Genomic DNA, 14,075 nt, shown 5'->3' on the forward strand with positions numbered 1-14,075 from the left:
TTATTTACACTATCTTTTTCTTAATCCTTAGACTTCTTTTCCACCACCTAATAAACGATATTCAGTCACCTATACTTATTTCCCTTTTTGATTATATTAATACTTTTACTATAACATTCCATAACTCGAATCAAAATTTAACCTCTTACAAGACAGAATTGAAATATTTTTCTGATTATTCTGTTGAAAACTCAATTGCTGTGTGCTACGATATTCATATTATAAAAAACACTTTAGTTTGGTAGAGAGTGAAAGTGAGGTTGGCAAAATGGAAAATGCTTTGATTACGTCGAAGTTAAATGAAGTTGACTTTTTACGTTTAGCGGAGCAACGTGGTTTTCAGCTCATTGATACATCGTTTATCGAAACGTTGAATTGGGAGACGTTAACTTCCGATGATTCAAAACAAATGCAAGAACGGAGTGTGTGGCAAGATCATGAGAAGCTGTTTGCACTACGCAATGACTTTACAGATCAACTTGTACGCTACTATCAGCAGTATGATCGTCGACATCAGTCGGTCGCTTACTCTGGACCCATTGTTCGACATCAAAAAGTTTCCACACAACTCGGGGTCGAATGTTATCAACCGACAATTCAAGCGATGCATCAAGCTTTCACGACATTCTACGACTATATTCGTGACACATTAATTGATGACATCGATTATGTGGTGATCGGTCATTATGAACTGGTTCATTTATTATTAGGCGATCAACAAACACAAGACGTCATGACTTGGATTACACAACGAAATATTTCTGCTTTGAAATCAGAACTCGGTGTTGATCATCCACTCGTACAGTTGTTGTTAACGCCTACACACGAACAACTACAGCAACTCAATACACGTTTTGATTCGAGTCATCAAATTGTGGCAACACTCAATCATTGGGATCGTTTCTTCCGTTCTCTCGGAATTAATAAAATCCATTTAGACATAACGCCTCAACCACCACGCTCATACTACAAAGGGATTTTTATCAATGCGGTGCTAAAAGAACGTCAAACAACATTAAATGGTGGTTACTACAAAGGCGTGCTTGAAGGGTTTGGACTTGGTCTGACTTTATAACGATACAAAGGGGGTTCTGGCATGCTTACGATTGCATTAGCCAAGGGACGATTATTAAAAAGTTTTATCGCTTATTTGAAGCAACAAGGTGAAGATGAATTAGTTCAATTGATCGAGTCACGCGATCGGCAACTTCAAATTCAAACAGAACAGTATCACTTCCTATTTGTGAAAGGCAACGATGTACCGATTTATGTAGAGCAAGGGATTGCAGACATTGGCATTACGGGTAGCGATATTTTAGCCGAACAATCTTATGACGTGAACCAGTTGATTCGCCTGCCATTTGGTGCTTGCCATTTCTCAGTAGCTGCCTTTGAAGACACGACAGAATACCGTAAAATTGCGACGTCTTTTCCTAAAACAGCACAGCGGTACTTTCAAGAAACGGGTCGAGATGTATCATTAATAGAACTATCTGGATCGATTGAACTTGCTTGTGTTATCGGCATGGTGGATGGAATTGTTGATATCGTTCAAACAGGAAATACATTACGCTCAAATGGCCTTGTAGAGAAGGAATTTATTACAGATGTTCAAGCACAACTCATTACAAACCGACAAAGCTTTTTTACAGCGTCAGCAGAGATTGATGCCTTTATTAAGATGTTAGGAGTGTCGCTCATTGATTTATAATACACAACAATTTTTTGACCAATATCAAGCAACAACCAAATTAGATACTCGATTGCATGAGCAAATTGCGACCATTTGTGAAACTGTTAAGCAACAAGGTGACCGTGCGTTATATCAATATAATGAACAGTTTGATCGTGTCACAGTAGAAACACTTGAAGTCCCACAAGCTCAATTACAACAAGCGTATGACACATTAGATGATGATTTACGCCAAGCTTTAGAACTCAGTTACACACGAATTCGTGACTACCAAGCAAGTATTCGCTATCAAAATCAGCAGAGCAATAAAGAAATGTATGAAGTGTATCATCCGATCGAACGTGTGGGTGTCTATGTTCCTGGTGGCAAAGCAAGCTACCCTTCTACTGTATTAATGACTGCAACACTCGCAAAAGTGGCAGGCGTGAAAGACATTGTTGTCGTGACACCTCCACAAGAAAATGGCGTTGCACAAAGTGTATTAGCTGCCTGTCATATTGTGGGTGTCGATCACGTCTATCAAGTGGGCGGTGCACAAAGTATTGCTGCATTAGCTTATGGTACAGAAAGCATTTCAAAAGTAGATAAAATTGTCGGTCCTGGTAACCAGTACGTTGCCTATGCGAAAAAGTATGTATATGGCGAAGTCGGTATCGATCAGATTGCCGGACCAAGTGAAATTGCGCTTATTATCGACAAGACATGTGATGTAGAAGCCGTTGCCTACGATGTACTGGCACAAGCCGAGCATGATGAAATGGCGCGTACTTATGTGATTTCAACGGATCAATCATTACTGGAACAATTGGAAAACCGCTTGGAAGCACTCACTACAACATCCGAACGCCAAGAAATTGTTGCAGCGAGTTTACGCGATTATCACTATGCAATTCATGCAGAAGACTTTCATGAATGCTGCCAATTAATGAATGAAATTGCACCAGAACATGCATCCATACAAACGGAGCAACCAGAACAATTTGTGCCACATATTCACTATGTAGGCAGTCTGTTTTTAGGGGGATATGCACCAGAAGCGATTGGTGACTATATTGCAGGTCCGAGTCACGTCCTGCCAACCAATCGTACTGCCCGTTTCCAACATGGTTTATCGGTCAATGATTTTCTAACAAAACATACTGTTATTCAATTATCACAGGAGACGTACCAACAAACATATCGTGCAGCCGCTACGATTGCACAGGATGAACAATTATACAATCACCAACAATCTTTAACTGTCAGAATGCGAGGGGAACAAAATGATTAGAATGGATAAAAATGAAAGTGCTGGAACACCTTTATCACCGGAAACCTATTTTGAAATACTGAATGCGCAAGATTATAACTTCTACCACGATGATGATTATGACCGCTTCCGTACAGCATATGCGAACTATTTTGGTGGTTTTACAAAGGATCAATTTTGTGCCGCAAACGGTTCAGATGAACTCATTCAAAAGCTGATGTTTATTATGCCGGAAGGACCTTGTCTGACATTAAATCCTGACTTCTTTATGTATCAAGCATTTGCTGAACAGGTGGGTCGTCCTATTGAATTTGTAGATGCAACAACAGACTTACAATTTCCAATTGAAGCTGTATTAACACGTATCGATGAAGTCAAACCTAGTTTCTTTATTTTAAGTAATCCACACAATCCAACTGGTCAACGCTTTGATGAAACTTATCTCTTACAAATTGCAGATAAAATGAAAGCACTGGGTGGCTATCTTGTGATTGATGAAGCATATATCGACTTTTCAACACCACTTGATATTACATTGGAAGATCATATTGTCGTAATGCACACTTTATCAAAAGCATTTGGACTTGCCGGTTTACGTGTCGGTGTCTTAATCGGAACAGAGCCAACCATCGACCGTGTACGTCGTATTGAACACCCATATCCACTTAATATTTTATCTCTGCGCATTGCGACATATTTATTTGAACATCCAGACTCAACAAAAGTATTCGTTGCACAACAGCGTGCCTTAAGTGACCGTCTGAAAAACATATTTTCACGCTACGTAAGTGACAAAATCAAATTATATCCGAGTGAAACCAACTTTATTTTAACAGCAGGCTCTTATGCCGTGTCACTGGGTGAATATGTCTATGATCGCGGATTTAAACCAAGATTCTATGACCCTATCACTGAACAGCCTATGAGTGATTGTGTCCGCTACTCTATTGCGACAGAAGAAGATCTAGACCGTTTCGAAAGTATTGTGAAAGAATGGAGTGAACAACATGACCTTTCAAATTAAACGTGAAACAAAAGAGACGAAAATTGATATTCGTCTCTCACAATCCAATCAAGAAAGTAACATTCAAACAGGCGTCGGATTTTTAGATCATATGCTCACACTGTTTAGCTTTCACAGCGGGCTTACTTTAAATATTGATGTTCAAGGCGACACATGGGTAGACGACCACCATACAACAGAAGATATCGGTATCGTTTTAGGGCAATTGCTCTTACAACTCACACAAGAAAATCCTTACTATGAACGTTATGGTCAACAATATTTACCGATGGATGAAACATTAGCACGTGCCGTTGTAGACATTAGTGGTCGTCCATACCTTCACTTTAATGCGACATTCAGTAAGGAGAAAGTCGGTCAGTTTGATACAGAACTAGTAGAAGAATTTTTCCGAGCATTTGTCATCAATGCACGTTTAACGGTGCACATTGATTTATTACACCAAGGCAATACACACCACGAGATTGAAGCGATTTTCAAAGCCTTTGCACGTGCGTTAAAACAAGCACTTGCACCTGCTGACTCGCAACGTATCCCCTCATCCAAAGGTGTGATTGAATCATGATTGTCATTGTAGACTATGGACTAGGAAATATTCATAATGTTAAACGTGCTGTGGAACACTTAGGTTACGAAGTTGTTTTATCACGCAATCCAGCAACCATCCATGCCGCAGATCAACTCATTTTACCCGGTGTCGGACACTTTAAAGATGCGATGACAGCAATACGTCAGTATAACCTTGATCAGATACTGCAACAATACGACAAACCCATCATCGGCATTTGTCTTGGCATGCAGTTAATGTATGAAGCGAGTGAAGAAGGTCATGTTTCTGGACTAGGGCTTCTCAAAGGACGTATTACAGAAATAGAAACACCCTACACCGTCCCACATCTCGGTTGGAATAATTTAATCTCATCGAAAGCTGACTTAACACAAGATGTTTACTTCGTTCATAGCTATCAAGCACCCATGAATGAAGATGTAATCGCTTATGCAGAATATGGCACAGATATTCCAGGTATTGTGCAACACGAATCGTATATCGGCATTCAATTTCATCCAGAAAAAAGTGGTGAAAGTGGTTTGAATATACTTGCACAAGCACTCAAAGGAGGATGGCAACATGCTTAAATTATGGCCAGCAATTGACCTTATTGAAGGACAAAGCGTGCGCTTAACAGAGGGAGATTATGATACATCAGAGGCAATGACACGTTCAGCAGAGGACAGCATTCAATTTTATCAGCAGTTTGAATGTGTTGATCGTATTCACATTATTGATTTAATCGGTGCTAAGTCACAACGCGCAGTCGAAATGGACTACATTCGCCAACTCATCAATAGTAGTACGAAACCGATTGAAGTGGGTGGTGGCATCCGTGATGTGGATACCATTCGTAACTATCTCTCACATGGCGTAGATTACTGTATTGTCGGAACGAAAGCCATTCAAGATATCGACTGGTTAACAGAAACGGCCACATTATTTCCCGGGAAACTGTATGTATCCGTGGATGCATATGATACAGATATCAAAATAAATGGTTGGTTAGAAGATGCGCAACTGAACTTATTTGACTATGTATCTGCTATTGAACACTTACCACTTGGCGGTGTGATTTATACCGACATCTCGAAAGACGGAAAGTTACAAGGTCCAAACTTTGAACGGACAGCACAACTGGCAGCCCATACCCAACTTCCTGTTATCGCATCAGGCGGGATTCGTCATCAAGCAGATTTGCACCAACTTGAAGAGACAGGTGTCGCAGCAGCTATTGTAGGAAAAGCCGCAAACCAACCTGAATTCTGGGAGGGATTATGATGATTAAAAAACGTATCATCCCCTGCCTCGACGTTAAAGATGGACGTGTGGTTAAAGGGATTCAGTTCAAAGGGTTGCGCGATATTGGTGATCCCGTCGCACTCGCGATGTATTATAACGACAGCGGTGCCGATGAACTGGTTTTTCTAGACATTTCTAAGACAGAACAAGGTCATGATCTAACATTAGATATCATTGAAAAGACAGCATCTCAACTGTTTATTCCATTAACAGTCGGTGGCGGCATTTCAACACTTGATGATATTTCTCAGCTGCTCAGACATGGTGCAGACAAAGTATCGCTTAACTCAGCTGCACTCAAAAATCCCGAACTTATTCGCCAAGCAAGTGAAAAGTTCGGGCGCCAATGTATCTGTATTGCGATTGATAGCCAATATGATCCTGAAACAGATGATTACTACTGCTGTACACACGGTGGTAAGCAACGTACAGACAAGCGTGTGTATGAGTGGGTTCAAGAAGTAGAGGCACTCGGTGCAGGTGAATTACTCGTGACAAGTATGGCCTATGACGGCATGAAAAACGGCTTTGATCTTGATCACTTAAACGGGATTGCACAACGGGTGAATATCCCAATCATCGCTTCAGTTGGTGGCGGCAATGCTGACCACTTTGTAGAACTATTCAATGAAACACCCGTCTCTGCTGGACTTGCCGCAAGTATTTTACATGATAAAGAAACTACAGTTAAAGAAATAAAAACAACACTTGATCAAGGAGGGATTCCAGTCAGATGGCACTAAAACCAGACTTTTCCAAAGGACTCTTACCTGCAATTTTACAAGATGCCACAACACAACAAGTATTGATGTTAGGCTACATGAATGAAGAAGCATTTGAACGTACGGTCAATGACGGTGTCGCATGGTTCTATTCACGCTCAAAGCAGCGCTTATGGAAGAAGGGGGAAACATCTGAACATACACAACAAGTTGTCGACATACGTCTGGACTGTGATGATGATACAATTTTATTATTTGTAAATCCACAGGGACCAACATGTCACACCGGCTCCCAAAGTTGTTTCAACACACCAGTGCCCTATCAACTACAACAACTCGAAACAACCATTCAACAACGTGCAAGCGAGCAGTCAGATAAGTCTTACACGCAATATTTACTGACAGAAGGTAAAGAAAAAATCACTAAGAAATTTGGTGAAGAAGCATTCGAAGTCGTGATTGCAGCTATGAAAAATGACCGTTCCGAACTCATCGCAGAAAGTGCCGATCTACTCTATCACCTGTTTGTCCTCTTGCACGAACAAGGCGTAACGATTAATGAGGTTGAATCATTGCTCAGTGAACGTCATAATACACAAAATAACTTTAAAGGCGAACGCCAAGATATCGAGAACTGGTGATAATCGTCATGGAACGACCCCCTCACATTTACTAACATGAGGGGGTCTTTAAGTATTCATTATAAATTTCTCAATTTATTAATCGATTCTTCCGAAATAAATCCCAGTTGATTTATTCTCCTTTTATTTTTACCAACAATTTTTTCGATAGCGAGAGACACTTTATAAATCTGGTATTTGGAATTAGTGCGTCTAACAAAATGATGAATAATATAAAGTACAATTGCCAACCTATTAGAATAATTACCATCTTTAAATCGATATATATCACTTTTCCAATTATCATTGACTACAGGGGCCGTAGTCAATTTAATATCGACTATATTGGAATTATGAGCACATATATTTCTCATAAAGTTAAGGCATTTAAGCCAAGATAATAATTCTTTGTTACTACAATTATAATAATCAGAGATTCTCTGCAAGTTTTTACGTGACATCAATGTAAGTAAATGAACAATATCTCCAAACATCAAAACATCAACCATTAACCAAACACTTGGATAACCTTGATAATTAAGGTTCTTCTCTTCTTTCAAATCTAAGCTTCTTGAAAGTTTTATTTTAGTAAATAACTCTTTTTTAAATCTATTTTGCTGATAATTCAGATAATGTTTGCAGTATTCCTCTTTGTTACACCATTTAGAAAAATCTAAATATCCAAAGGCACCATAAGATTCTCCAAGAACGTAAGATATTTTTGTTTTTAGAGAAACTTCTATTTTCTCTATTGCATGTAATAAACCTAGCCTTAAATTCTTATCTTGATAATAACGAGTAATAACATCGTTGAAATTCACATTTTCGTAAACTCTCATCTGTTCTTTATTCTCGTTTTCAACAACTTTAGATAAAGGATATGCAAATTCTTTCAATTTATAATAGCCTATATTTTCTAACTTTTCTATAGCTCGTGTTTCATTGTCAATAATCATGCCACGCTTCTTAAATAACTGCAACTGTTCTTTAAATGTTAATGGTTTAGGATTCATGTCTCACCTCAAAAAAATACCCCCACCTCAGAACATGTCTGCCTAAAAGGTGTGGGGGCGTTGTCGTTATATTTGTATAATAATCTATGTATGATACAAAGTCAATAATAATACGAATAGCAATCATGTCCTATTCTCTTTTATTTAACAACTCAAAAAAGCCTTTAACGACACATATCCTGCGTGCCGTTAAAGGCTTTATAATTTTAAATACGATATGATGTTACAGCGCCATCTTCTGGGTCGTTTTTACCGTGAACATAGTAATCCACATGTTCAGGCTCTAATGGTTTGACACCTTTGATAATATCTGCTGCTTTTTCAGCTAACATGAGTACTGGTGAATGGATGTTTCCGTTTGTTGTTGTTGGCATAACTGATGCGTCAACAACACGTAGGTTTTCCATGCCGTGTACTTTCATTGTTAATGGGTCCACAACTGCCATTGGGTCTGAGGCAGGTCCCATTTTTGCACTACATGATGGGTGCAAGGCTGTTTCTGCATCGCGACGTACCCAGTCTAAAATCTCTTCATCAGTTTGAACGCTTGGTCCTGGAGAAATTTCTCCACCGTTATAACGATCCATGGCTGGTTGATTTAAGATGTTACGTGCAACACGAATCGCTTCTACCCATTCACGCTTGTCTTCTTCTGTAGATAAGTAGTTGAAGACAAATTTCGGTTTCACATATGGGTTTGTTGATGTGATTTTTAAGCTACCACGTGAGTTTGAATACATTGGGCCAACATGAACTTGATAGCCATGTGCTGTTTCTGCTTTTTGTCCATCATAGCGTACTGCAAGTGGCAAGAAATGGAACATTAAGTTTGGATATGCAACATCCTCATTTGAACGGACAAATCCGCCCCCTTCAAAGTGGTTACTTGATGCAGCACCTGTACGGCGTGTTATCCATTCTAAACCGATGAATGGCATTTTCAACTTGTTCAAGCTTGGTTGCATTGAAACTGGTTCTTTACAAGTATGTTGAATGTATACTTCAAGATGATCTTCAAAGTTTTCACCCACACCTGGTAAATGTAAGCGTGGTTCGATACCTAAAGTTTTTAAGTATTCTGTATCACCAATACCTGAAAGTTGTAGTAATTGCGGTGTATTAAATGCCCCACCTGATAAGATTACTTCGCGTGCCAATACTTTATGCAAACGACCATTGCGTTTATATGTCACGCCTGTCACTGTATTTCCATCAAAATGTAGTTTTTCTACAAATGCACGTGTTTTCACTGTTAAATTTTTACGCTTCATAGCTGGACGTAAATAGGCACGTGATGCTGATACACGTTGGCCGTTATGAATTTGACTGTCGAATGGGCCAAAGCCTTCTTGACGGTAACCATTTACATCTTGTGTCTTTTTGTAACCCGCTTCTACTGCTGCATCAAAGAATGAATGGAACAGTGGATTGTCGGCTGGTCCACGACGTAGTTTGATTGGACCATTTAAACCACGAATCGAATCATTTGGTGTTGCACCGAATGCTGTTTCTAAGCGTTTAAAGTATGGCAGACAGTGTGCATAATCCCATGTTTCCATACCTTTAGGGCTTCCCCATTTTTCATAGTCTAATGGATTCCCACGCTGATAGATCATACCGTTAATTGAACTTGATCCACCAAGTACTTTCCCACGTGTATGGAAGACTTTACGTCCACCCATATGTGGCTCGCCATCTGTCTCATATTTCCAATCATAAAAACGATTACCTGATGGATACATGAGTGCTGCAGGCATTTGAATGAATAAGTCCCAAGGGTAGTCACTGCGACCCGCTTCCAGCACTAACACCTTTTTATCTTTATCTTCACTCAAGCGTGCACCTAAAACTGATCCGGCACTACCGCCACCAATAATAATATAGTCGTACATTTTATCGTATGCTTTACCCATCGAACATCCTCCTAAAATTTAACTTTAAGTGATTGTTTTCCAGTGAAACCTACTTATCTTTTTTAAACCAATTGACTGGTTCTGGATTTGTATTTGTTAAAATATGTTTCATTTCAAGATATTCTTCTAAACCGGCAGAACCGAGTTCACGACCGATACCTGATTGTTTGTAGCCACCCCACGGCGCTTGTGCAAAGTATGGATGGAAGTCATTAATCCATACCGTTCCCATACGTAGCTTGTTTGCGACACGCTGTGCTTTGCCAACATCTTTTGAGAATACACCGCCTGCAAGACCATAGTTTGAATTGTTAGCGAGACGAATGGCTTCTTCTTCTGTATCGAATCCTTCAATTGTTACAACAGGTCCGAATACTTCTTCTTGAACGATACGCATGGATGTATCACAGTTTGTAATCACTGTTGGTTCAAAGAAAAAGCCATCTTGTAAGTCTTCACGGTCAGGGCGTTTACCACCAATCGCAATTGTTGCGCCTTCTTCTTTAGCAACGTCCATATAGCTTTCAACTTTTTCACGATGTTCCGCTGAAATCAGTGGTCCCATTTCTGTTGTATCGTCAAAGCCATTGCCCATTTTAATATGTTTCACACGGTCAATTAATGCCGCTTCAAACTCATCTTTGATCGCATTATGAACGATTAAACGAGAACCTGCTGAACATACTTGACCTGCATGGAAATACGCACCATTTAATGCTTGGTCAACCGCTAAGTCAAAGTCTGCATCATCAAACACAACATTTGGATTCTTACCACCTAGCTCTAATGCCACTTTTGTGACATTGTTAGCTGCTTGTTTCATAATGCGTTTTCCTGTTTTGATACCACCTGTAAATGACACGAGGTCCACTTCTGGATGTGTTGACATGATGTCCCCAATTTCAGAACCGGCACCTAATACAAGGTTGATAACGCCTTTCGGGAAACCAACTTCTTCCATCAATTCAAATACGCGAATTGTTGTTAATGGTGTGATTTCACTTGGCTTCATCACAAGTGAACAACCTGTTGCTAGCGCTGGTGCAATCTTCCATGATGCTTGAAGCAATGGATAATTCCAAGGTGTGATTTGTGTCACAACACCAATCGGCTCTTTCACAACCTTACTCTCTGTATTTGGGATAGGTGATGCGATTAATTCGCCACCTTCTTTATCTGCTAAACCAGCAAAGTACATGAACACATTATGGATATCGTCCATATCGGCGCGAGACTCTTCTAACGTCTTACCTGTGTCCAATGTCTCTAACTGTGCTAAGTTTTCACGATTTTCTTTAATTTTGTCAGCAAGTTCACGGACTTTTTGACCTTTATATTCAGCTGTTGCTTGTGCATATTCTCCTTCATCAAATGAACGACGTGCGGCTAGAATGGCACGTTCTACATCTTCTGTTGTACCTTCAGCAACAGTTAAAATAACTTCTTGATTATATGGATTAATAATATCGCGTGTATTTTGATTGCTACTTTCAACCCACTCACCATCGATAAATTGACGGTGTGATAAATTTTTAATTGATTCCATCCTGTACACCTCTGTTAAGTTTGTTAAGTTTATATTTAACGAATCTCACAAAGTTAACTCTAACACAGATTTTAAAATAGTGTCAACTTTCCCTAATAAGTACTGTTTATTGCTTACGCGTTATTTCAAAATTTTAATTTTTTTCGGAAAAACTTGTGTTTCTGCTAAAAAGAGTCGTACAATTTAGCCGATAGGTTTCTTAAGGGAGGTGACCATAAAATGAAATATGGGACAGGTTACGCAGCACAACTAGAAGCAGCAAAAGATATTGTTATTAACTCTATTGCAGAAACAATGGATTTATACGGTATTAACCGTAGTACAGGTAATTTATATGGCACCATGTTATTTGAAGACAGCATGACACTAGACGAGATGCGCAGTGAACTACAGATGAGTAAACCAAGTATGAGCGCAGGGGTTAAAAAATTACAGGAATTTGCTGTGGTCAAACAACGCTTTACACGTGGGAGTCGTAAGCAACACTTTGAAGCTGAAAAAGATTTCTTTGCTTTTTTCAGCAATTTCTTCACACAAAAGTGGTATCGTGAAATCAAAATCAATATGGCTGCCTTACAAGAAGCAGAGGCAATGATTGATACAATTATAGCAGCTGATGATGTAGAAGATGATGTGCGACAAGAAGCCCAAGAAGTCAAAGCACACATGACACACTCACGATTGTATTATCAATGGCTCAACTCAATCAGTGACGCCATTAAATCAGGAGAAATATTTAAGTATTTTCCAATACCAGATGAAAACAAAGATGCTTAAAAAAAGTCTGACATGGTGAATGTCAGACTTTTTTTGTTATAAATTATTATCTTCCTCATCTTTTTCACTCACTTGTAAAATACGCAGTGAACGACGCTCAATCTTCTTAAAGCGTTCTGCACGTGTTTGTAGCGCAATGCGATCACCAGATAAAATCATCATGAACGAAATCATAATAATAACGAAAATGACGATGAGTGGCACACCCGCGACAATCGAAGCTGTTTGTAAGATTTCAAGCGCACGCTCTCCACCAACAAGCATTAATGAGAATGGTAATAAACACAATGCAAACGCCCAGAACAAGCGGTTCATTTTAAGTGGCTCTCCTTTGACACGCAATTGCGTTGCTGCCGCTACGATATAAGAAGCCGAGTCAAACGTTGTCACTAAGAATAAAAATGCAGATAAAATGAATAACGCAATCAATACTGGCGCAAATGGTAGATGATTGACCACTTCAATAATTGTGGCTTCTGTACCATGTGCATTTAAATATGAAACAACATCAAATTGACCTGTGATTTGTAAATATGTCGCGTAGTTCCCAAAAATACCGAAGAATAGTACACAGCCAAATGTTCCATAGACAATTGTTCCAAGGATCACTTCTTTCAACGTACGCCCTCTGGAAATACGTGCAATGAATAGACCAATAAATGGCGCATATACAATCCACCAAGCCCAATAGAAAATCGTCCATTGTTGTGGGAAGTTCGTCTCTTCACGACCACCCACACCGCCAAATGGTTCCAACCATGTTGCCATTTGGAAGAAGTTTTTAATCATATTACCAAAACTTGTGACCGTTGTTTCCATAATAAAAATTGTCGGTCCAATAATAAAAATAAAACCAAGTAATAGGAATGATAGCCATACATTTAAGTCACTGAGTACTTGAATACCTTTTTTCAGTCCACGATACGAACTATATGCAAAAACAATCGTAATTCCAATTAATACACAGCTCTTCACAACCATGCTGGAACCATCGACACCAGTCAATTTCTCTAGTCCTGCAGAAATCATAGGGACACCGAGTGCCAGTGATGTGGCAGTCCCACCGATTAAACCAAAAATAAATAAAATATCAACGAGCTTGCCAATAAAACCATCTGTTTGTCCTTTTAAAATCGGACGGCATGCTTGGCTAATTTTGAAAATCGGTTGTTTTTTAACAAAGACTAAATAACCAATGGGTAGCGCAGGCAAAACATAAATCGCCCATGCAATCGGCCCCCAATGGAACATGCCATACATTGTGGCATAGCTTAACGCTGTATCACTCATGGGTTCCGCACCTTGTGGCGGCCCTTGATAATAATACGCCCACTCGATGACACCCCAATATAAAATATCTGAACCAATACCGGCACAAAAAAGCATAGATGCCCATGCGAAATCGCTAAATTCTGGTCGATCGCTTGCACGTCCCAATGTAACCGAACCATATTTACCGAACGCAATATATAATACAAAACAAAAAATGGTGAGACCTAACACGAGATACGTCGCACCTAAATTTGTTGTAACAAAATCATTCATCGCTACAACGACGGAACGGCTTTGTTTTGGAAATACCATCATCGGTATAACAGCGAGTAACAATACAAACGCTGCACCGCAAAAGACGATCCAATCCATTAATTTATTATCCTTATGCACA

The 14,075-nt window shown here is 39.4% G+C and carries 14 protein-coding genes; 10 read left to right on the top strand and 4 right to left on the bottom strand.

What is annotated here, in order from left to right:
* Nucleotides 1-268 precede the first annotated feature (268 nt).
* Genes MUA88_RS10320 through hisIE form a run of 9 tightly spaced genes read left to right on the top strand, consistent with a single transcriptional unit; the run spans nt 269 to nt 7,181 of the window.
* Nucleotides 269-1,075, top strand: coding sequence for an ATP phosphoribosyltransferase regulatory subunit (locus MUA88_RS10320; RefSeq protein WP_262605536.1), 807 nt, complete (start codon nt 269-271; stop codon nt 1,073-1,075).
* Nucleotides 1,076-1,096: 21 nt separating this feature from the next.
* Nucleotides 1,097-1,711: an ATP phosphoribosyltransferase gene (gene hisG / locus MUA88_RS10325; protein ID WP_262604069.1), complete on the top strand. Its 615-nt coding sequence runs from the start codon at nt 1,097-1,099 to the stop codon at nt 1,709-1,711.
* Complete coding sequence (gene hisD / locus MUA88_RS10330) at nt 1,701-2,963, top strand: histidinol dehydrogenase (protein ID WP_262605537.1); 1,263 nt, start codon at nt 1,701-1,703, stop codon at nt 2,961-2,963. Before hisG ends, hisD begins: the two co-directional genes overlap by 11 nt.
* On the top strand, nt 2,956-3,966 hold the full coding sequence (locus tag MUA88_RS10335) for a pyridoxal phosphate-dependent aminotransferase (RefSeq protein WP_262604071.1): 1,011 nt from the start codon (nt 2,956-2,958) through the stop codon (nt 3,964-3,966). Before hisD ends, MUA88_RS10335 begins: the two co-directional genes overlap by 8 nt.
* On the top strand, nt 3,950-4,531 hold the full coding sequence (gene hisB / locus MUA88_RS10340; protein WP_095117996.1) for an imidazoleglycerol-phosphate dehydratase HisB: 582 nt from the start codon (nt 3,950-3,952) through the stop codon (nt 4,529-4,531). Before MUA88_RS10335 ends, hisB begins: the two co-directional genes overlap by 17 nt.
* A complete protein-coding gene (gene hisH / locus MUA88_RS10345) occupies nt 4,528-5,103 on the top strand; it encodes an imidazole glycerol phosphate synthase subunit HisH (protein WP_262604072.1) in 576 nt (191 codons plus the stop codon). Before hisB ends, hisH begins: the two co-directional genes overlap by 4 nt.
* Nucleotides 5,096-5,797, top strand: coding sequence for a 1-(5-phosphoribosyl)-5-((5-phosphoribosylamino)methylideneamino)imidazole-4-carboxamide isomerase (hisA, locus tag MUA88_RS10350; RefSeq protein WP_262605538.1), 702 nt, complete (start codon nt 5,096-5,098; stop codon nt 5,795-5,797). The genes hisH and hisA overlap by 8 nt, the downstream gene beginning before the upstream one ends.
* Complete coding sequence (gene hisF, locus MUA88_RS10355) at nt 5,797-6,561, top strand: imidazole glycerol phosphate synthase subunit HisF (protein WP_262605539.1); 765 nt, start codon at nt 5,797-5,799, stop codon at nt 6,559-6,561. Before hisA ends, hisF begins: the two co-directional genes overlap by 1 nt.
* Nucleotides 6,552-7,181: a bifunctional phosphoribosyl-AMP cyclohydrolase/phosphoribosyl-ATP diphosphatase HisIE gene (hisIE, locus tag MUA88_RS10360; protein WP_262604075.1), complete on the top strand. Its 630-nt coding sequence runs from the start codon at nt 6,552-6,554 to the stop codon at nt 7,179-7,181. Before hisF ends, hisIE begins: the two co-directional genes overlap by 10 nt.
* A gap of 59 nt (nt 7,182-7,240) precedes the next feature.
* On the opposite strand, the gene MUA88_RS10365 is transcribed toward hisIE, so the two are convergent.
* The 3 genes from MUA88_RS10365 to betB form a co-directional block, all read right to left on the bottom strand.
* Nucleotides 7,241-8,173 carry an Abi family protein gene (locus MUA88_RS10365; RefSeq protein ID WP_262604076.1) on the bottom strand — a complete coding sequence of 311 codons (933 nt, stop codon included), beginning with the start codon at nt 8,171-8,173 and terminating at the stop codon, nt 7,241-7,243.
* 206 nt (nt 8,174-8,379) lie between these two features.
* A complete protein-coding gene (gene betA, locus MUA88_RS10370) occupies nt 8,380-10,086 on the bottom strand; it encodes a choline dehydrogenase (protein ID WP_262605540.1) in 1,707 nt (568 codons plus the stop codon).
* Nucleotides 10,087-10,135: 49 nt separating this feature from the next.
* Nucleotides 10,136-11,632 carry a betaine-aldehyde dehydrogenase gene (gene betB, locus MUA88_RS10375; RefSeq protein ID WP_262605541.1) on the bottom strand — a complete coding sequence of 499 codons (1,497 nt, stop codon included), beginning with the start codon at nt 11,630-11,632 and terminating at the stop codon, nt 10,136-10,138.
* 219 nt (nt 11,633-11,851) lie between these two features.
* Here betB and cudC point away from each other — a divergent pair, with 219 nt between their 5' ends.
* Nucleotides 11,852-12,409 carry a choline uptake/conversion transcriptional regulator CudC gene (gene cudC, locus MUA88_RS10380; protein WP_262604079.1) on the top strand — a complete coding sequence of 186 codons (558 nt, stop codon included), beginning with the start codon at nt 11,852-11,854 and terminating at the stop codon, nt 12,407-12,409.
* Between the two features lie 36 nt (nt 12,410-12,445).
* On the opposite strand, the gene MUA88_RS10385 is transcribed toward cudC, so the two are convergent.
* Nucleotides 12,446-14,053, bottom strand: a complete 1,608-nt coding sequence (locus tag MUA88_RS10385; RefSeq protein WP_262605165.1) for a BCCT family transporter — start codon at nt 14,051-14,053, stop codon at nt 12,446-12,448.
* Nucleotides 14,054-14,075 lie beyond the last annotated feature (22 nt).

The sequence above is a fragment of the Staphylococcus sp. IVB6240 genome (assembly GCF_025558425.1).
Taxonomy (GTDB): Bacteria; Bacillota; Bacilli; order Staphylococcales; family Staphylococcaceae; genus Staphylococcus.